The sequence below is a fragment of the Pseudomonas sp. VI4.1 genome, from assembly GCF_002029345.1.
In the GTDB taxonomy this organism is placed as follows: domain Bacteria; phylum Pseudomonadota; class Gammaproteobacteria; order Pseudomonadales; family Pseudomonadaceae; genus Aquipseudomonas.
In genome coordinates this window covers 6968-29935 of sequence record NZ_MULM01000145.1, presented here as the reverse complement: position 1 = coordinate 29935, position 22968 = coordinate 6968, and the positions used below count along the sequence as shown (strand labels likewise).

2 pseudogenes are annotated in these 22968 nt (G+C 64.6%); both read left to right on the top strand.

Going from position 1 to position 22968, the window contains the following annotated elements:
* Nucleotides 1-142 precede the first annotated feature (142 nt).
* Nucleotides 143-11113: pseudogene (locus tag BZ163_RS13065) on the top strand (amino acid adenylation domain-containing protein).
* A pseudogene (locus BZ163_RS13060) lies at nt 11113-22888 on the top strand (non-ribosomal peptide synthase/polyketide synthase). The pseudogenes BZ163_RS13065 and BZ163_RS13060 overlap by 1 nt, the downstream one beginning before the upstream one ends.
* The last annotated feature ends 80 nt before the right edge of the window (nt 22889-22968 follow it).

Sequence of the window (22968 nt, the reverse complement as noted above, 5' to 3'; positions counted from 1 at the left end):
TCCTACAGGGGGCCATCCCCGCCCACCGACGATCCAGCTCCTTTCTGATACTTGTTCTCATTCGCTAATTTTTCCGGTCTGCATTCGTTTTATAGGGACGACGTGCCTTTGTGCTTCCCGCCACTGATCCGGATACCCAGAAATGAATGCTGAAGACTCCTTGAAACTTGCTCGCCGGTTTATCGGGTTGCCGCTGGAAAAGCGCCAGATGTTCCTTGCGGCCTTGCACAAGGAGGGCGTTGATTTCGCCCGCTTCCCGATCCCTGCCGGTGTCGAGGCCGACGATCGCCAGGCGCTGTCGTACGCCCAGCAGCGCATGTGGTTTCTCTGGCAGCTGGACCCGCAAAGCGGCGCGTACAACCTGCCGGGCGCGGTGCGCCTGACCGGGCGGTTGAACCTGTCTGCCCTGGAGCAAGCCTTCGCCAGTCTGGTGGCGCGTCATGAAACCCTGCGCACCGTGTTCCAGCGTCAGGCCGATGACACCTTGCTGCAAGTGCCATCCAGCGCGCCGCTGGTCATAGATCATGTGGATTTCAGCGCCTTGCCGGCTAAAGAGCGCGAACAGGCAGTCGCCCAAGCAGCCGAACAGCAATCCGTGCTGCCCTTTGATCTGTCAGTCGGCCCCTTGCTGCGCGTCACCTTGCTCAAACTCGCCGAGCAGGAGCACGTCCTGCTGCTGACCCTGCACCACATCGTGTCCGACGGCTGGTCGATGAACGTGCTGATCGACGAATTCATCCGCTGCTACGACGCCTTCGAGGCGGGCACCCAGCCGCAACTCGCGCCCTTGCCGATCCAGTACAGCGACTACGCCTTGTGGCAGCGTCGCTGGCTGGAGGCGGGGGAGCAGGCACGTCAGCTCGATTACTGGCAGGCGCAATTGGGCAGCGAACACCCGGTACTGGAACTGCCCACCGATCACCCGCGCCCGGCGATGCCGAGCTATCGCGGCACCCGCTACGAATTCGCGGTCGACGCGCAATTGGCCGAGCAGCTGCGCACCACGGCGCAGAAGCACAACATCACGTTATTCATGCTGCTGCTCGGCGCCTTCAACGTGCTGCTGCATCGCTACACCGGGCAGACCGACATTCGCGTTGGCGTGCCTATCGCCAACCGCAACCGCGCCGACATCGAAGGCCTGATCGGCTTCTTCGTCAACACCCAGGTGCTGCGCGCCAGCTCGACGGCCAGACCCGCGTCGATGCGTTGCTGCGCGCGATCAAGGAAACCGCCCTCGGCGCCCAGGCCCATCAGGACCTGCCGTTCGAGCGCCTGGTCGAAGCGCTGAAACTCGAGCGCAGCCTCAGCCACACGCCGCTGTTCCAGGTGATGTACAACCACCAGCCGCAGGTCGCGGATATCTCCACCGTTAGCACTGCGTCCGGCCTGGCGTTGGGCGTGATCGAGTGGGAAGGGCGCACCACGCAATTCGACCTGACCCTGGACACTTATGAGAAGCGCGGCAAGCTGCACGCCGCGCTGACCTACGCCAACGACCTGTTCGACGCCGCCACCATCGCGCGCATGGCGCAGCACTGGACGCACCTGCTGCAAGGCATGGTCAGCGATTCGCAGCAGCGCATCAGCGATTTGCCACTGCTGGAAAAAACCGAATATCAGCGCATCGTGCATGACTGGAATCGCGCAGACGAAAGCTTTGCCCAGGACCTGTGCATTCACGAGCTGATCAGCCAACAAGTCGCGGCAAACCCGACGGCACTGGCGGTGACCTTCGCCCACAAGCAACTGACGTACGCCGAACTCGACACCCAGGCCAATCGCCTGGCCCACAAACTGATCGAGCTGGGCGTCGGCCCGGAAGTCCGGGTCGGCGTGGCCATGCAGCGTTCCGACACGCTGCTGGTGGCGCTGCTCGCGGTACTCAAGGCCGGTGGCGCGTACGTGCCCCTGGACCCGGATTACCCGGCCGAGCGGGTCGCCTACATGCTTGAAGACAGCCGCGCCCTGGTGCTGCTGACCGAGCAATCCGTCGCGGCGACACTGAATGTGACGGCCGACACCCAAGTGCTGCTGATGGAAGACGGGCCATGGGCCGATTACCCCGGCAGCGCCCCGGTGACCCCTGTCACGCCGGACAACCTCGCCTACGTGATCTACACCTCCGGCTCCACGGGCAAACCCAAAGGTGTGGCCATCGCCCACCGCAACGTGCTGGCGCTGATCGACTGGTCGACCTCGGTCTACCGCCGCGAAGACATCCAAGGCGTGCTGGCCTCGACCTCGGTCTGCTTCGACCTGTCGGTGTGGGAGCTGTTCGTCACCCTGGCCAATGGCGGCTCGGTGATCATCGCCCGCAATGCCCTGGAATTGCCGCACCTGCCGGCCCGGGACCAGGTGCGCCTGATCAACACCGTGCCCTCGGCGATCAATGCCTTGCAGCGCGACGGGCAGATTCCGCCGGGCGTGCGCATCATCAACCTCGCCGGCGAACCGCTGAAGCAGAGCCTGGTGGACGCGCTGTATCAGCAGCCCACCGTCGAACATGTCTACGACCTGTACGGCCCCTCGGAAGACACCACGTATTCGACCTGGACCCGCCGCGAGGCCGGTGGCCGCGCGAACATTGGCCGACCGCTCAAGCACACCGCCGGCTATGTCCTCGATGCCGAGCTGCAACCGGTGCCTCAGGGCGTGTCGGCTGAACTATATCTGGCCGGTGCCGGCATCACCCGCGGTTACCTGGCACGGCCGGGCATGACCGCCGAAAAGTACGTGCCGAACCCGTTCGCCAGCAACGGTGAGCGCCTGTACCGCACTGGCGACCTGACCCGTTATCAGGTCGACGGCACGCTGCAGTACGTCGGTCGCATCGACCATCAGGTCAAGGTCCGTGGTTTCCGCATCGAGCTGGGGGAGATCGAAGCGCGGCTGTTGCAGCAAGACGCGGTCGGCGAATTGGCGGTGCTGGCGCAGGACGGCATCAATGGTCAGCAACTGGTCGCCTACATCGTACCGACCGATCCGGCGTTGCTGGCTGACATCGACGCTCAAGCGCACCTGCGGGAAACCCTGAAAGCAGCGTTGCGTGAGCATTTGCCGGACTACATGGTCCCGGCGTTCCTGTTGTTCCTCGCCCAATTGCCGCTGACCCCCAACGGCAAGCTCGACCGTAAGGCCTTGCCTACCATCGATGGCACTCAGCAACAACGGCAACACGTCGCGCCACGCAGCGCCCTGGAAAAAGCCCTGGCGGCGATTTGGCAGGACGTGCTGGCGATCGACAACGTCGGCCTGGAAGACAACTTCTTCGAACTGGGCGGCGATTCGATCGTTTCCATGCAAGTGGTCAGTCGCGCGCGTCAGGCCGGGATCCTGTTGAGCCCCAAGGATCTGTTCCAGCACCAGACCATCCGCAGCCTGGCCCAGGCCGCTCGCAGTGGCGAGCAGCAATCGATCGATCAGGGTCCGGCCACTGGCGCGGTGGCGTTGGCGCCGGTGCAACAGTGGTTCTTCGAGCAAGCCATCCCCGAGCGTCAGCACTGGAACCAGTCGCTGCTGCTGGTGCCGCGCGCGGCGTTGAACGTCGAGGCGCTGGATCGCGCCTTGGCGCAACTGCTGATCCATCACGACAGCTTGCGCCTGCGCTACCAGCAGACCGCAAACGGCTGGCAGCAGGCTTACGCCGCGCCGACCACCGAATCGCTGCTGTGGCAGCGTCAGGCGCAGTCGGTGGAGGCACTCAGCGCGCTGTGCGACGAAGCCCAACGCAGCCTCGACCTGCACAACGGCCCGTTGCTGCGGGCGCTGCTGGTGGCGATGGCTGACGGCAGCGAGCGGTTGCTGTTGGTCATTCATCACCTGGCGGTGGACGGTGTTTCCTGGCGCGTACTGCTGGAAGATCTGCAGCAGTTCTACAGTGGCCACGCTGCAATGGCGAAAACCAGCACCTACCAGCGCTGGGTCGCCCGTCTGCAGGAGCATTTGCCAGCCTTTGAAAACAGCCTCGGCCAATGGCAGACCCAACTGCAAGGCGCACCCACCGATCTGCCCTGCGATCGTGCGCACGGTGCCCTGGAACACCGTTTCGAGCACAAGCTCGAGCTCAGGTTCGACGCTGGGCAAACCCGCAAACTGCTGCAGCAAGCGCCGGCGGCCTATCGTACCCAGGTCAACGACCTGCTGCTGACCGCATTGGCGCGGGCGGTGTGCCGCTGGAGCGGGCAGGGTCAGCACGCTGATCCAGCTGGAAGGCCATGGCCGCGAAGACCTGTTCGACGACATCGACCTGACCCGTACCGTTGGTTGGTTCACCAGCCTGTTTCCGGTCAACCTGATGCCTGCCAGCGACCTCGGCGCTTCAATCAAAACCATCAAGGAACAACTGCGCGCCGTGCCGGACAAAGGCCTGGGGTACGGCGCGTTGCGCTACCTCGGCACACCGGCGCTTCGTGCGGAACTGGCCGCATTACCGCAACCGCGCATCACCTTCAACTATCTGGGACAGTTCGATCGTCAGTTCGACGACGGCGCGATGTTTGTCCCGTCCACCGAAGGCAGCGGCGTAGCGCAGGATCCCCTGGCGCCATTGGGCAACTGGCTGACGGTCGAAGGCCAGGTCTACGGTGGCGAGCTGTCACTGAGTTGGGGCTTCAGCCGTGAGATGTTCGACACCGCGACCATCCAGCGCCTGGCCGACGATTACGCGCTGGAACTCAACGCGCTGATCGAACATTGCTGCACCGTTGAGGCACCGCAAGCCACGCCGTCGGACTTCCCTTTGGCGCGGCTCGGTCAGGCACAACTCGACGTGCTGCCGATCGACATCTCGACACTTGAAGACCTTTACCCACTGTCGCCGATGCAGCAAGGCATGCTGTTTCACACCTTGCATGAGCCCGCAGTCGGCGCCTACATCAGTCAGCTGCGCCTGGACATTCAAGGCCTCGATCCGCAGCGCTTCGCCGAGGCCTGGCAGACCGCGCTGGAGCGTCACGACATTCTGCGCAGCAGCTTCCACTGGCAAGGCCTCGACACCGCGCACCAGGCGATTGTCCGTCAAGTCGCATTGCCGCTGGAAGTGCTTGAAGCGACTGACACCGATGCGCTGGCCGACGCCGAGCGCGCCCAGGGTTTTGAATTGGGCCGCGCGCCGCTGTTCCGCCTGAAGCTGATCCAGACGGGCAGCAATGACTGGCACCTGATCTACACCAGCCACCACATTTTGATGGACGGCTGGAGCAACGCGCAGTTGCTCGCCGAAGTGATCCAGCATTACGCCGCCGGGCAGTCGCTGCCGGCGCCGACGGGACAATACCGCGACTACCTCGGCTGGTTGCAGCAGCAATCGGCCGTGGCTGGCGAGCAGTTCTGGAAAGCGACATTGGCGCCGCTGGATGCCCCGACCTTGCTGGCCGAAGCCCTGCGTCCTCCGGTGGGCGCCGAGGGTAGCGAAGCGTACCGCATCGCCCTCGACAGCCGCGCCACCCAGCGTCTGGCCGAGTTCGCCCGTCAGCAGAAAGTTACCCTCAACACCGTGCTGCAAGCGGCCTGGAGCCTGTTGCTGCAACGCTATACCGGCCAGGACTGCGTGGTGTTCGGCGCCACCGTGGCCGGGCGTTCGGCGCCGTTGCCGGGGATTGAAGAACAGCTCGGGTTGTTCATCAACACGCTGCCGCTGGTGTGCGCGATGAAGCCGGATCAGACCGTCAGCCAATGGCTGGGCGAGCTGCAAGGGCTGAACCTGGCGATGCGCGAGTTCGAGCATGTGCCGCTGTACGACATTCAGGGTTGGGCAGGGCAGCAGGGTGCCGCACTGTTCGACAGCCTGCTGGTGTTCGAAAACTTCCCGGTGGCCGAAGCGCTGAAGCAGGGCGCACCGGCCGGGTTGTCGTTCGCCAACCTGCACAACCACGAGCGCACCCACTATCCGCTGACGCTGGGCATTGAACTGGGCGAAGGTCTGAGCCTGGATTTCAGCTATGACACGGCGCGGTTCAGTGCGGCGCAGGTCGCCGAATTGTCGGCCAATCTGCAGCACCTGCTGAGGCAATTGGTGGCGCTGCCGAACGCGGCGCTTGGCGCGCTGGAGCTGCTCGATGCCGACGGCAAAGCGGCGGTGATCGCGCTCAGCCAACCGGCGGCGGTCGAGTTATCCACAACCCGCCTGGTGCACGAACAAATCGCTGCGCAAGCCGCCGCCACGCCAGATGCCCTGGCATTGCGGGTCGACGGTCAGAGCCTGAGCTACGGTCAGTTGAACACTCAGGCCAATCGCCTGGCCCATCGTCTGATCGAAACCGGTGCCGGCCCTGGCAAGCGCGTCGGCCTGGCCTTGCATCGCGGCCCGCAACTGATCGTCAGCCTGTTGGCGGTGCTCAAAAGCGGCGCGGCCTATGTGCCACTGGACCCGAAATACCCGGCCGAGCGCCTGGCCTACATGATCGACGACAGCCGTCTCGATGTGCTGCTGTGCGAATCCGGTCTGCTGGAAGCTGTGCCCGGTGTGCGGCGTCTGCGCCTTGAAGACAACGGCGGTTACCCGGACAGCGATCCCCAAGACCATGGGGTCGCCGAAGATCTGGCCTACATCATCTACACCTCCGGCTCCACCGGCCAACCCAAGGGCGTCGCCATCGCCCATGCGGCGCTGCGCGAGTTCTGCCAGACCGCCGCCGGTTATTCAGGGTTGTCGGCCGCGGATCGCGTGCTGCAATTCGCGACCTTCAGTTTTGATGGCTTCGTCGAGCAGTGCTTCCCGGCGTTGTGCGTCGGCGCGGCGTTGATCATGCGTGGCGATGATGTTTGGGACGCCGGCCGACTGGCCGCCGAAATCGTTCGGCACGGCGTGACGGTCGCCGATTTGCCAGCGGCCTATTGGTACTTGCTGGCGCGCGAATGTGCCAGCGGCGTGGTGAGCAACCTGGGCGATTTGCGCCAGGTTCACGTCGGCGGCGAAGCGATGTCGGTGGAAGGTTTGCGCTTGTGGCATCAGGCCGGTTTGAGCCCTGTGCGGTTGCTCAACACCTACGGCCCGACCGAGGCGACCGTGGTATCCAGCGTTCATGCATGCCGTCTCGAAGATGCCAGCGACGCGTTTGGCATCCCGATCGGTCGTGCCATCGCTGGCCGGGCGCTGTACGTGCTGGACGCGGCGGGTCAGTTGCTGCCAACCGGCGGCGTGGGCGAATTGTGCATCGGTGCAAATGCCAGCCTCGCCCAAAGCTACTTCGATCGCCCGGCGCTGACCGCCGAACGTTTCCTGCCGGACCCGTTCGCCCGCGAGCCGGGCGCTCGCCTGTACCGCAGCGGTGACCTGGCGCGTTATAACGCTGAAGGCAATCTGGAATACGTCGGCCGCATCGATCATCAAGTGAAGATTCGTGGTTTGCGCATTGAAATGGGCGAGATCGAAGCCTGCCTGCAAGCCCGTGAGGAAGTGCGCGAAGCGGCCGTCATTGCCCAGGACGGGACGCACCTGGTGGCGTATGTCGTCGCCAGCGGCGTGGTGGTTTCCCAGGCGGATTATCTGCAAGGGCTCAACACCGTTCTGCGTCAGTCGCTGCCGGACTACATGGTGCCGAACCATCTGATCCTGCTGGCCGAATTGCCGCTCAACAACAACGGCAAGCTCGACCGCAAAGCCTTGCCACGCGTTGAAGCCGGCAATGCTCAGCACGATTTCATAGCCCCGGCCGAAGGGCTGGAAACGCAGCTGGCGCTGATCTGGCAGGAGGTGTTGCAGGTCGAGCGCGTGGGCCGCGACGACAACTTCTTCGAGCTGGGCGGGCACTCGTTGCTGGTGCTGCAAGTGATCTCCCGCGTACGTCAGCAGCTGCAGCTTGAACTCTCCGTGAGCAGCCTGTTCTCTGCCGCGAATCTGGCGCAATTTGCCGAGCGTGCTGCACGGGCGAACATCAGCGGGCAACCGGTCCTGCAGCGTGCAACGGCCGATCAGCCTCAGATCCTGTCATACGCCCAGCAGCGTCAATGGATTCTCTGGCAACTGGACCCACAAAGCCCGGCCTACAACATCCCGGCCGCGCTGCGCCTCAAGGACCCGCTGAACCGCGACGCCTTGCGCGCAGCCTTCGCGCAATTGCAGGCTCGTCACCAGACCTTGCGCACCACCTTTGAACAGGACGGCCTGCAGGCGCGTGCGGTGTTGCATGACCCACTGGCCCTGCAACTGATTGAACGCCCACTCGATCAAGCGTCGCTCGACAACGCCGTCGCCGAAGAAATCGCCCGGCCGTTCGACCTGCGCAATGGCCCGCTGTGGCGCGTATTGCTGCTGCAAGTCAATGCCAGCGAGCATGTGCTGGTGCTCACCGTGCACCACATCGCCGCCGATGGCTGGTCGATGCAGGTCATGGTCGACGAGTTCAGCGCGCTGTATCAGGCCGCAGTCGAAGGCCGTGCGGCGAACCTCAAGAGCCTGCCGGTGAACTACAGCGACTACGCCCGATGGCAGCGCGACTGGCTGCAAGCCGGCGAGGGCGCCCGGCAATTGAGCTGGTGGCGCGAGCAACTGGCAGGCAGCCAGGCACCGCTTGAACTGCCGAGCGAACTGCCCCGTCCGGCCCGTCGCACCGAGCGCGGCGCCAGCCTGGCATTGAACGTTGATCGCGCGTTGCTGGCCGGTTTGCGTCAACGCGCCCAGGAGCAACAGGTGACCTTGTTCATGCTGTTGCTGGCGAGCTTCCAGACCTTGCTGCATCGCCAGAGCGGGCAGTCGGGCATCAGTGTCGGCGTACCGAGCGCCGGGCGTTCGCGCCTCGAAACCGAAGGCCTGATCGGCTTCTTCATCAATACCCAGGTGCTGCGTGCCGAGATCGACGGGCAGCAACCGTTCAGTACCTTGCTGCAACAGGTCAAGCAGGTTGCACTGGGTGCCCAGGCCCATCAGGACTTGCCGTTCGAGCAGTTGGTCGACGCCTTGCAGCCGGACCGCAGCCTCAATCACAGCCCCTTGTTCCAGGTGCTCTACAACCATCAGCAGCAGTTGGGCGCGAGTGTCGAGCGCACTGTCGCAGACTTGCAGGTCGAGCGCCTGCGGTGGCAACAGCACACCACCCAGTTCGATCTGGTGCTCGATACCCAGGAGCAGGGCGAAAGCCTCGACGCCAGCCTGACCTACGCCACGGATCTGTACGACGAGGCGTCGATGATGCGCCTCGCCGAACAGTGGCTGAACCTGTTGCGCGGGGTGGTCAAGGATCCGCAGCAGCGCGTTGCCGAACTGCCGTTGCTGCAAGCGCCGCACTACGATGCGCTGATCCAGCACTGGAACCCGGCGTTCGAGGCGCAACCGCTGTCGCCCACCTTGCACCAGTTGTTCGAGGCCCTGGCTGCGCAACAGCCGAACGCCATCGCGCTGGTCTACGAAGGCGAACACCTGACCTACGCTGCGCTCAACGCCCAGGCCAACCGCCTGGCGCGCAAACTGCGCGAGCACGGCGTCGGTCCCGAGGTGCGGGTCGGCATCGCCACCGAGCGGGCGATGCCGCTGGTGGTCGGCTTGCTGGCGATCCTCAAGGCCGGTGGCGCCTACGTGCCCCTGGACCCGCAATACCCGGCCGAGCGCCTGAGCTACATGATCGACGACAGCGGCATCAGCCTGCTGTTGACTCAACGCCATCTGATCGACGGGTTGCCGGCCCGTGACGGCGTGCAGGTGCTGAGCCTGGAGTCGTTGCAACTGGACGCCTACAGCGCCGACAACCTGCCAGCGCTGGCGTCCCGGGAAAACCTCGCCTACGTCATCTACACCTCCGGTTCCACCGGTCGGCCTAAAGGTGCGTTGCTCAGCCATGGCAACGTCGGGCGTCTGCTCACGGCCACCGCTGCGCAGTTCAACTTCGGCCCGGACGATGTCTGGACCCTGTTCCATTCCTACGCTTTCGACTTCTCGGTGTGGGAGCTGTTCGGTTCGCTGTGCACCGGCGGGCGCCTGGTGATCGTGCCGTATTACATCAGCCGCGAGCCGCAGGCGTTCCACCGCCTGCTCTGTGATGAGGGCGTGACCGTGTTGAACCAGACCCCGACCGCCTTCCGCCAACTGTTGCCAGTGGCCTGCGCCAGCGAACGGAACATGGCGCTGCGCCAGGTGATTTTCGGTGGCGAAGCCCTCGAAGTCGCGAGCCTGCGTCCCTGGTTCGAACGCTTCGGCGACCAGCAGCCGACCCTGGTCAACATGTACGGCATCACCGAAACCACGGTGCACGTCACCTACCGCGCCATCCGCCAGGCCGATCTCGACGGCAAGGCGCAGAGCCCGATCGGCCTGCCGATCCGCGACCTGCGCTGGTACTTGCTCGACAGCCAGTTGCAACCGGTGCCGGTGGGTGTGGCGGGGGAGTTGTACATCGCCGGTGCCGGACTGGCCCGGGGGTATCACGGGCGTTTCGGCCTGACCGCCGAGCGCTTCGTGCCGAGCCCGTTCGATGCCGTACAACGGCTGTATCGCAGCGGTGACCTGGCGCGTCAGCGGGCCGACGGCAGCATCGACTACCTCGGCCGCCTCGACCAGCAAGTGAAGATTCGCGGCTTCCGCATCGAACTGGGGGAAATCGAGGCCGCGTTGCTGGCACAGCCGGGCGTGCGCCAGGCGGTGCTGAGCGTGCACGCGGGCGACGCCGGGCCGCAGCTGTGCGCCTACGTGGTCGCCGAACACACCCCGCACGACCCGATCGCCTGGCGCGACACCCTGCGCGCCGCGCTCAAGGTCGACCTGCCGGACTACATGGTGCCGAGCCACTGGCTGCTGCTGGAGGCCTTGCCGCTCACCGGCAACGGCAAGCTCGACCGCAAGGCCTTGCCGCTGCCCGATACCGACGACTGGCAACGACCCTTCGAAGCCCCTGAAGGCGACCTCGAACGGCAACTGGCGGCGATCTGGGCTGAGGTGCTGGGCGTGGCGCAGATCGGCCGGCGCGAGAACTTCTTTGAACTGGGTGGGCACTCGCTGCTCGCCGCCCAGGCCAGTGCCCGCGTGGAACTGGAATTGGGCATCGAGCTGCCGCTGCGCGCGCTGTTCGAATCCACCGACCTGCAGGCTTATGCCGCCATGGCCGGGCAACACGCCCCGGCTGACAACGATGCACGTCTTGATGCGCTCGAGTCGCTTCTGGACGAGATGGAGATCAACTGATGGAACACACCACTGCCCAGCGTATCGCCAGCCGCTTCGCCGGCCTGTCTGCGGACAAGCGCCGCGAATTTCTGCAACGCATGCAAGAGCAGGGCGTGAGCTTCGGCCAGTTGCCGATTCCGCCCGCCGCCGAGCCGCAGGCGAGCTTCGAACTGTCCTATGCGCAGCAGCGCCAATGGTTCCTCTGGCAGCTCGATCCACAGAGCTCGGCGTACAACATTCCTGCAGCCCTGCGGTTGCACGGGCCGCTAAATGGCGCGGCGTTGCAGCAGAGCTTCGATGTACTGCTGGAGCGGCATCAGAGCTTGCGTAGCCGTTTCGTCGAGGATGACGGCCAGGTAGTGCAGACGCTGGCCGGGTTCACTTCGTTGCCGATCGAACAGATCGACCTGCGCGGCGAACCCCAGGATCAGCGTCTCGAACGGGCGATGAAAACCGTCGAGCAAGAGATTGCCCGGCCGTTCGATCTGCAGCACGGTCCGCTGTTGCGGGTCAGCCTGTTGCAACTCGATACCGAAGACCATGTGCTGTTGCTGACCCTGCACCACATCGTCACCGATGGCTGGTCGATGGGCGTGTTGGTGGAGGAGTTTTCCCGACTCTACGCCGCCCATTGCCAAGGGCAGCATGCGGCATTGCAAGCACTGCCGATCCAGTACTCCGACTACGCCCTGTGGCAACGCCGCTGGATGGAAGCGGGCGAGCTCGAGCGTCAGCTCAACTGGTGGCGCGACACCCTGGGCAGCGAACAACCGCTGCTGGAATTGCCGACGGATCGCCCGCGCCCGGCGCAACCGAGCCAGCGCGGCGCGCGTCTGGATTTCGCCCTCGACGCGAACCTGGCCAGCGGCCTGATGAGCCTGGCCAAACAGCGCGGCGTCACGCCGTTCATGCTGTTGCTGGCGAGCTTCCAGGCCTTGCTCTATCGCTACAGCGGTCAGTCCGACGTGCGCGTTGGCGTGCCGATTGCCAACCGCAATCGCGCGGAAACCCGGGGCCTGATCGGCTTCTTCGTCAACACCCAGGTGATGCGTGCAGAGCTGGACGGGCGCCTGCCGTTCAGCCAGTTGCTCGACCAGGTCCGAGCCGCTTCACTGGATGCCCAGGATTATCAGGACCTGCCATTCGAGCGTCTGGTGCAAGCGCTGCAAGGTGAACGCAGCCTCAGCCACAGCCCGTTGTTCCAGGTGATGTTCAACCACCAGCAAGCCAAACCGGCAGCGGTCAGCGGCTTGCTCGCCGGGCTGCGGGTCGAGGCGCTGAACGCTACGGCGCACACCACGCAATTCGACCTGCAATTGGACACCCAGGAAGAGGGCGACAAACTGTTCGCCAGCCTGACCTATGCCACCGACCTGTTCGACGCCGAGCGCATCGAGCATCTGGCTCGCCATTGGCGCAACCTGCTGGCCGGTGTATTGGCGAACCCGCACACCCCGCTGGCCGAATTGCCGCTGCTGGATGCCGACGAACGCCTGCGCATCCTCGACGAGCTCAACGACACCGCTCAGGTTTATCCGGGCGAAGTCTGCGTGCAGCGCCATTTCGAAGAGCGCGTGATTGAAGACGGTGAAGCGACCGCGCTGGTGTTCCAGGGCCAGTCCTTGAGTTACGCCGAGCTGAACCTGCGCGCCAACCGCCTGGCCCATCACTTGCGCGCCCAGGGCGTCGGTCCGGAAGTGCTGGTGGGGATTGCCTGCGACCGCTCATTGGAAATGGTCGTCGGCCTGCTGGCGATCCTCAAGGCCGGTGGCGCCTATGTGCCGCTGGACCCGGAATACCCGCTCGATCGCCTGGGCTACATGATCGAAGACAGCGGCATTGCGCTGTTGCTGACCCAGGAACACCTGCTGGCGAAATTGCCGACCCCGGACAATGTACGCACCCTGTGCCTGCGTGCCGAAGCCGATTGGCTGAGCGATCTGCCGGGCACCGATCTGCCTGCTTCTGATTTAAAGAGCCGGGCGGTCGCGGAAAACCTCGCCTACGTGATTTACACCTCCGGCTCCACCGGTAAACCCAAGGGCGCAGGCAACCGTCATGTGGCGCTGCACAACCGGCTGGAATGGATGCAGCAAGCCTATAACCTGCAGCCTGCGGACCGCGTGCTGCAAAAGACGCCGTTCAGTTTCGACGTGTCGGTGTGGGAGTTTTTCTGGCCGCTGATGAAGGGCGCTACCCTGGTCATCGCCGCGCCGGGCGAGCACCGCGATCCGCAACGCCTCGCGGCGTTGATCGTCGAACAGGCGATCACCACACTGCACTTCGTGCCATCGATGCTTTCCGCGTTTATCAGCGCCGATGAGTCGCTGGCCTGCACCTCGCTGCAGCGGATCATCTGCAGCGGCGAAGCGCTGCCGATGGAGCTGCAACGCCAGACCTTGCGCAGCCTGCCCCAAGCCAATCTCTACAACCTCTACGGTCCGACCGAAGCGGCCATCGACGTCACCCACTGGACCTGCGTCGAAGAAGGCCGTGACAGCGTGCCGATCGGCCGGCCGATCGCCAACCTGCGCACCTGCATCCTCGACAGCGAGTTGCAACCCCTGCCGCTGGGCGCGGTGGGCGAGTTGTACCTGGGCGGTGTCGGCCTGGCGCGCGGTTATCACCGTCGTGGCGCGCTGACCGCCGAGCGTTTCGTGGTCGATCCGTTCGGCAGCGGCGAGCGCCTGTACCGCACCGGTGACCTGGCGCGCTACCGCGCCGACGGCGCCATCGACTACTGCGGGCGTATCGACCATCAAGTGAAGATTCGCGGTTTGCGCATCGAGCTGGGGGAAATCGAAGCGCGCCTGCAAGAACATGCCGACGTGCAGGAAGCCGTGGTGCTGGCCCTCGATGGCCCGAGCGGCAAGCAACTGGTTGCGTACATCGTGCCGCAGGATCGCGCCTTGATCGGCGCCGATGCCGAGCAGCAAGGCGCCTGGCGCGAAACCCTGAAAAGCCATCTGCTGGCGAGCCTGCCGGATTACATGGTGCCGGCACAGACCTTACTGATCGAGCAGATGCCGCTGAGCCCCAACGGCAAACTGGACCGCAAGCGCCTGCCTGCGCCGACCGCGCAGGTCAGCCAACGCGCCTTCGAAGCGCCGCGCAGCGAACACGAACAGGTGCTGGCGCAGATCTGGCAGGACGTGCTGGGTGTGGAACAGGTAGGGCGTCAGGACAACTTCTTCGAACTGGGCGGCGACTCGATCATTTCGATCCAGGTGGTCAGCCGTGCCCGTCGCGCCGGCTTGAGCCTGCAACCGCGGGATCTGTTCCAGCAGCAAACCTTGCAAGCATTGGCGGCAGTGGTGAAAGAACAGGCGGCGCCGCTGGCGCAACAAGGGCCGGTGGACGGCGTGCAGAAGCTCACGCCGATCCAGCGCTGGTTCTTCGACGAACCGATCCCGCAACGCGCGCACTGGAACCAGGCCGTGCTGCTGACCCCGCGGGAAACCCTCGAATTGCCGCGCCTGCAAGCCGCTCTGCAACGTCTGCTCAAGCAGCACGATGCCCTGCGTCTGCGCTTCAGTCAGGTCCATGGGCAATGGTCGGCGCGTTATGTCGGGGCCGACAGCGCCGATGTGATCGATATGCTCTGGACCGCCCGCGTGGCCAGCGATGCCTCGCTGGAATCGGTGTGCGACGAAGCCCAGCGCAGCCTCAGCCTGCAAGACGGGCCGTTGTTGCGCGTGGCATTGATCGCTCAGGCCGATGGCTCGCAACGGTTGCTGTTGGTGATCCATCACCTGGCGGTGGACGGTGTGTCCTGGCGGGTGTTGCTGGAGGATTTGCAGGCGGCTTATCAGGGCCAGGACCTGCCACCGAAGACCAGCTCGTTCCAGGCCTGGGCGGACAAGCTCGATGCCTATGCGCGCTCCGAAGCCACCGCTGGCGAACTGGACTGGTGGCAAGCGCAGCTGAGTCTGGCGAACGATTCGCTGCCAGCGGCCAATGCCCAAGCCAGTCAAGCCGGGCATTTGCGCCAGGGCGTCAGCATCGGCCTCAATCGCGAACAGACCCGCCAGCTGCTGCAACAGGCGCCAGCGATTTACCGCACCCAGGTCAACGACCTGCTGCTGACCGCCCTGGCCCGCACCCTCAGCCGCTGGACCGGCCACGAATCGGCGCTGATCCAGCTCGAAGGCCATGGCCGCGAAGCGCTGTTCGACGACATCGACCTGACCCGCACCGTTGGCTGGTTCACCAGCCTGTTCCCGGTGTGCCTGACCCCAACGGCCGACCTTGCCGGTTCGATCAAGGCGATCAAGCAGCAACTGCGCGAGATCCCCGGCAAAGGCATGGGCTACGGCCTGTTGCGCTACCTGGGCGACGCCTCGAGCCAGGCGGCGTTGGCCGCTCTGCCGCAAGCACGAGTCACTTTCAATTACCTCGGGCAGTTCGACCAGAGCTTTGCCGAGGACGCGTTGTTCACCCCGGCGCGCGAGTCCAGCGGTGCCGCACAATCGGCCGACGCACCGTTGCCGAACTGGCTGTCGGTGGACGGCCAGGTCTATGGCGGCGAACTGAAGCTGGACTGGACCTTCAGCCGTGAATGCTTCGACCAAACTGACATCGAAGCGCTGGCTGCGGATTACCAAAGCGAGTTGCTGGCGCTGATTGCCCACTGCCTGAGCGATGGCGCGGGCGGCGTGACCCCGGCGGACTTCCCGTTGGCGCGCCTGACCCAGGCGCAACTCGATGACCTGCCGGTGCCGCCGGCGCAGATCGAAGACCTGTATCCACTGTCGCCGATGCAGCCGGTCTGCTGTTCCACAGCTTGTACGAGTCGGAGTCCGGTGCCTACGTCAATCAGCTCAGCGTCGAAGCCCGCGGGCTCGATGCCGAGCGCTTGGGCCGCGCCTGGCAAGCGGTGCTCGACACCCATCCGATCCTGCGCAGCAGCTTCCACTTCCCGGACGGCTTCGAAGCGCCGGTGCAACTGGTGCATCGTCACCTGCACTTGCCGCTGACCTGCCTCGACTGGCGCGACCGCAGTGACCAGGCCGAAGCGCTGGCACAACTGATCGACAACGAACGCCTGCAACTCGATTCGACCCGGGCGCCGTTGATGCGCCTGACCCTGGTGCGCCTCGACGACGAGCGCCAGCAACTGATCTACACCCACCATCACCTGTTGCTCGATGGCTGGAGTAATTCGCTGCTGTTGAGCGAAGTGCTGCAGCGTTATGCCGGGCAAGAAGTGCAGGCAACCACCGGGCGTTTCGCTGACTACATCGGCTGGCTGCAACGCCAGGACGCCCAGGCCGACGAGCTGTTCTGGCGCGGGCAACTGGCGAAGCTGGACAACCCGACTCTGCTGGCCCAAAGCCTGGCGAATGGCAACAGTAAAAACCTGTCGACGGCGGAGTTTGCCGACCATCGCCAGACCTTCGATGTCGCCACCAGCAAGCGCTTCAGCGACTTCGCCCGGCAGCAGAAAGTCACCCTCAACACCCTGGTGCAAGGCGCCTGGGTCCTGCTGCTGCAACGTTACAGCGGCCAGCGCAGCGTTGCGTTTGGCGCGACCGTGGCGGGACGGCCGGTGGACTTGCCGGGGGCTGAAAGCCAGCTCGGGCTGTTCATCAATACCTTGCCGGTGATCAGCAGCCCGGATGCGGTGGAAAGCGTCGAGCAGTGGCTGACTCGCCTGCAGGCGCAGAACCTCGAATTACGCGAGCATGAGTTCACCGCCCTCGGCGACATTCAGCGTTGGGCCGGACGTGCCGGCGAGCCGCTGTTCGACAGCCTGCTGGTGTTCGAAAACTTCCCGGTGGCCGAAGCGCTGCAACAGGGCGCGCCGGCCGGGTTGAGCTTCTCGATTGCGCAGAACCATGAGCGCACCAACTTCCCGCTGACGCTGGCGGCCACCGCCGAAAGCCAGCTCAGCCTGAACTGGAGCTACCAGTGCGCGCACTTCAGCCGCGACGCCATTGCCCGCATGAGCGAGCACCTGGCCGCGCTGCTGGCGGCGATGGTCGCCGCGCCACAGGCGGCATTGAGTGAACTGGACCTGCTAACCGCGCCTGAACGCGCACAACAGTTGGTCGAGTGGAACCCGGCGTTCACCGCGCAGGAAAACCCGCTCTGCGTGCATCAATTGATCGAAGCCCAGGCCGTCATCCGCCCGGACGCCACCGCGCTGATCTTCAACGAACTGGAATTGAGCTTCGACCAGCTCAACCGCCGCGCCAACCAATTGGCCCATCGCCTGCGCGAGCTGGGCATCGGCCCGGAAGTGCGGGTCGGCCTGGCGATGCAGCGAACCCCAGAGATGATCATCGGCCTGCTGGCGATCCTCAAGGCCGGCGGCGCCTACGTGCCGCTGGACCCGGCGTACCCGGCCGAGCGCCTGCGTTATCTGATGGAAGACAGTGGGATTTCACTGCTGATCAGCCAATCGTGGCTGCGGGAAAAGTTGCCATTGCCCGAAGGCTTGTCGGTGCTGGAAGTCGACCGCGAACCACTGGACCTGATGTCGGAAAGCACCCCGGTCAACCTGACCTGCGGCGAGAACCTGGCCTACCTGATCTACACCTCGGGTTCCACCGGCCGGCCCAAAGGCGTGAGCGTGGCCCACGGTCCGCTGGCCATGCATTGCCTGTCGATCGGCGAGTTGTACGGCATGACCCCGGACGATCGCGAGCTGCAATTTGCCTCGATCAGCTTCGACGGCGCCCACGAGCGCTGGTTGACGCCGCTGGTATTCGGTTCGGCAGTGATGCCGCGGGACGACGAGTTGTGGAGCGTGGAGCGCACCTGCGCCGAGATCGAAAAACACGGCATCACCATCGCCTGCTTCACCCCGACATACCTGGCGCAGATTGCCGACTTCATGGGCGAAGCGGGGCGTGATCTGCCGATCCGTTCCTACACCCCGTGCGGCGAAGGCATGGCCAAGCACGCATTCGATGAAGTCCAGCAAGTGCTGCAGCCCAAGCGCCTGATCAACGGCTATGGCCCGACCGAGACGGTGATCACGCCGCTGATCTGGCTGGCGTACCCGGATACCGAATTCGACTCGGCGTTCATGCCCATCGGCCGGCGGTCGGCAACCGCAGCGCCTATATCCTGGACGGCGGCTTGCAGCCGTTGCCAGTCGGCGTGGCGGGGGAGTTGTACCTGGGTGGCGAAGGCGTCGCCCGGGGTTACCACCAGCGTCCGGACCTGACCGCCGAGCGTTTCGTGCCGGACCCGTTCGTGCCGGGGGGCCGCTTGTATCGCAGTGGCGACCTCGCGCGGTTCCGCGCCGATGGCGTGGTCGAGTACCTCGGCCGCATCGACCATCAAGTGAAGATTCGCGGGTTCCGCATCGAACTCGGTGAAATCGAAGCCTGCCTGATGGAGCATGAGGGCGTGCGTGAAGCCTTCGTGATCGATCGCGAAGGCCCGGTGAGCCGCCAGTTGGTCGGCTACGTGGTGCCGCGCGATCCGCTCGCCGATGAGCGGGATTTACGTGAAGCGCTGACGGCGCACCTGCGCAGCCGTCTGCCGGCGCACATGTTGCCGGCGCATTTGATGTGCCTGGCCGCGTTGCCGCTGACGCCGAACGGCAAGCTCGATCGCCAGGGTCTACCGGCGCCCGAAGCCTGCCGTGAAACCCACGATCAAGTGGCCGCCGCCTCACCGGCCGAAGCCTTGCTGGTGGAGATCTGGCAGGAGCTGCTGGGGCTGGACTCGGTGGGGGTCACCGAGAACTTCTTCGAGCTCGGCGGCGACTCGATCATCTCGCTGCAAGCCGTGAGTCGTGCCGGGCAGCGCGGGCTGGTGTTCAGTCCCAAGCAACTGTTCGAACAACAGACCATTCGAGCCCTCGCGGCGGTGGCGACCAGCCGTGCAGCTGCGTTGGTTGAAGCGCCAACAGTCGAAGCTTTCTCGTTGGTGGCGCACATCGACATCGCCGCTCGCGTAGGTCTGCAAGACCTGTATCCACTGTCGCCGATGCAGCAAGGCATGCTGTTCCATTGCCTCGATTCACCGGAGCTGAACCCCTACGTCAACCAGTTGAGCGTGGCGGTGGACGGTTTGCAGGTGCCGCGTTTCCGTGCGGCCTGGCAGACCCTGGTCGAACGTCATGAAGTGCTGCGCGCGGCGTTCCACTGGCGCGATGGTTTGGCCGATCCGCTGCAAGCGGTGTTCGCCGACGTCGAGTTGCCGATCGAAGAACTCGACTGGCGCGAGCGCACCGACACCGAGCAGGCGTTGGGCGAATTGGCGGCAGCGGAACAAGCCAAAGGCTTCGACCTGAGCTGCCCGCCGCTGATGCGCTTTATCCTGGTGCGCCTGGGCGATGATCGCTACCAGATGATCTGGATCTACCATCACCTGCTGCTGGACGGCTGGAGCGCCTCGCGACTGTTGGCCGACATGCTGCGTCTGTATCACAATGACAGCCTGCCGGCCCTGACCGGTCGCTACGCGGACTACATCGCCTGGCTGCAACGTCAGGACGGTGCGCAGGCCGAAGGCTTCTGGCGCGAGCGTCTGGCGCTGCTTGAAGCACCGACCATCCTGGCCAAGGCTTCGGGTGCCGCAGGTTCCGGCCACGGCGTGATGTACAGCAACCTCGATGCCGAAGCGACGCGCAAACTGCACACCTTCGCCAAGCGTCAGCGGGTGACACTGAACACGCTGGTGCAAGGCGCCTGGCTGCTGCTGTTGCAACGTCACAGCGGCCAACGCAGCGTCGCATTCGGCGCGACGGTGGCGGGGCGTCCGACCGGGCTGGCCGGCGCGCAGGACATGCTCGGCCTGTTCATCAACACCTTGCCGGTGATCCAGACCCTCGATCCGCAACAACCGCTGGGCGAGTGGTTGCGTGCGTTGCAGGACTACAACCTGATGGTCCGCGACTACGAGCACACGCCGTTGTCGGACATCCAGCGCTGGGCCGGGCAGGGTGGCCAGGGCTTGTTCGACAGCATCATCGTGTTCGAAAACCATCCGGTGGACCGTGCCTTGAAAGGGGGCGAGGAGGGTGAGCTGCGCTTTGCCGAAGTCGGCAGCGGCGGGGTCACCAACTTCCCGATGGACTTGATGGTCAGCGCCAACGAGGAAGGGCTGGAAGTCGAATACCTGTTCCTGCGTGATCGCTTCAGTGAAGTGGAAGTGCAGCGGATTCGTGCGCAGCTTGAAGGCTTGCTGCGTGCGTTGCCTGAAGATGCTACTTGTCTGCTGGGCAATATCGGTTTGCCTGAAGCGGTTATCAGCCTGCCGCAAGCGAGCGATGACCCTGCCGATCTGCTGCACGCCTTCAATCAGCATGTGTGCAACCAGCCGCAGAAAATCGCCTTGATCTGTGAAGACCGGCAAGTCACTTATGCCGAGCTCGAGGCCCAGGCCAATGGGCTGGCGCAGCACTTGATCGGTCGCGGTATCGGTGCGGAAAGTCTGGTGGCTGTTGCGCTGCCACGTTCGGAACGCACCATCGTCGCGTTCCTTGCAGTGCTCAAGGCGGGTGCGGCTTACTTGCCCCTGGACCTGGCGTACCCGGCCGAGCGACTGGCCTACATGCTCAGCGATTCTGCCGCCAGCCTCTTGCTCTGCGACAGCGATCTGGGCGAACGACTGACCCTGGCCGACAGGCCGCCACGTCTGTTGCTCGATCAGCTGAGCGTTGGCGACAGTGTTGAGCGCCCGATGTCCAATCCATTGCCGGGACACCTGGCTTACCTGATCTATACCTCCGGTTCCACCGGCCTGCCCAAGGGGGTGGCCGTGGCGCGCGGGCCGATTGCCCGGCATTGCCGCGGCATCATCGACCTCTACGAACTGGCACCGCGCAGCCGCGAGTTGCACTTCATGTCCTTCGCTTTCGACGGCGCCCAGGAGCGCTGGCTGAGTGTGATGTTGGCCGGCGGCAGCCTGGTGATCCGCGACGACAGCCTGTGGACCCCGGAACAAACCCTGGACATGCTGCATCGCCACAGCGTTACCGTGGCCTGCTTCCCGCCGGCGTACCTGCAACAGATGGCCGAAGTGGCCGAGCGCCTGGGCAATCCGCCAGCGGTCGAAGTGTATTGCTTCGGCGGTGATGCGGTACCGGAAGCCAGTTTCGAGCAGGTCAAACGCGCTCTGCGTCCACAGCGTCTGGTCAACGGCTACGGCCCGACCGAGACCGTGGTCACGCCGCTGTTGTGGCGCGCCGAGATCAGCGAAACCTGCGATGCAGCCTATGCCCCAATCGGGCGTGGCGTAGCAGGGCGTGGACTGTATGTACTCGATGCGGATCTTAATCCATTGCCGGTCGGTGTCAGCGGTGAGCTGTACCTGGGCGGCGAATGCCTGGCGCGTGGGTATCACCAGCGTCCGGGCATGAGTGCCGAACGCTTTATCCCCGATCCGTTCGAGGCCGGCGGCCGCATGTACCGCACCGGCGACCTGGTGCGCCAGCGCGAGTGCGGGTTGATCGATTACCTGGGGCGGCTTGACCAGCAAGTGAAGATCCGTGGTTTCCGCATCGAACTGGGCGAAATCGAAGCCCGCCTGCGCGATTGCGCCGGGGTGCAGGATGCCGCCGTGGTGGTGCACGACACGCCGACTGGCAAGCAGTTGGTGGGCTACGTGGTGGCTGGCGGTGCTGTTGGACTGGACCGCCGCTTGAAGTCTGAACTGCAAGCGCAATTGCCGGACTACATGGTGCCGGCACGGATCCTGGTGCTGGAACGCTTCCCGCTGTCGGCCAACGGCAAGCTCGATCGCCGCGCACTGCCTGTGCCGGAATGGGCCCTCGGCGGTTACCGCGCACCGCGCAATACGCTGGAAACAGCGCTTACGGCGATCTGGCAGGAAGTGCTGGGCATGCCGCAAGTGGGCATCGACGACAACTTCTTCGAACTGGGTGGCGACTCGTTGCAGGTGCTCAAGGTCATCTCGCGGGTGCGCAGCCAGCCGCAATTGGGCTTTGAATTGAAGCTGCGCGACTTGATGCAGAAGCCGTGCATCGCCGAACTCAGTGGTTATCAGGCTGCCGAGCCGACGTCTGCGCCGGATCCGCTGCTGGCGCTGAATGCACGAATCCCCAACGTGCCGGCGCTGTTCTGCCTGCACGCCGGCTTCGGCACGGTGTTCGACTACGAACCGCTGGCGCGGCGCCTTGATGGACGGCGCACGGTGTACGGCCTGCAATGCCGGATGCTGCTCGATCCGCAATGGCAGGACGCGTCACTGCTGGCCATGGCCCAGGCCTACACGCAGCGAATTCGCACGCAACAGCCCGACGGCCCGTACTACTTGCTCGGTTGGTCGCTGGGTGGCGCGTTGACGCAACTGGTTGCCCATGAACTGGAATCCCAGGGGCAGACGGTGGCTTTTGCCGGGCTGGTCGACAGCTATGTGGCGGGCACGGCGCAAGCGTCGGACTTGCGAGAAGATTTGGCGGATTTCCTGAAGTTTGTCCTCGGTCAGCCGTCTGAAGAAGCACAGGCGTTGATTGCCGCGAAAGCCGCAGGCCTGAACGAGCGCGACGGTGCCACAGCAGTGATCGAAGCGGCCATGCACGGCTCCAATGACCACGCAGCGTTGGGCGCCAGTGAACTGACGCAGATCTTCGCCACCGGTTCATCGCTCAAACACCTGTCACTGGCGCAACGACAACTGCCGATGATCCAGGCCACGGCCCATCGCTGGTGGGTGGCCGGGCGCGACGACGAACGCCGGGTGTTCGAAGCCCAGGTTGGCGCCCACGGCGTTGATCGCCTATTGGCCGGTGGACACTACGAACTGCTGCGCGGCGACGAATTGCTCGACGAACTGGAAAACCTGCTGGAGCACCGCATGGCCACCGCATAAAACAAAGCCCCCCTGTAGGAGCTGGCTTGCCAGCGAAGGACGTCAACGATAACGCGTGTTTCCTGACTAAACGCGGCGCA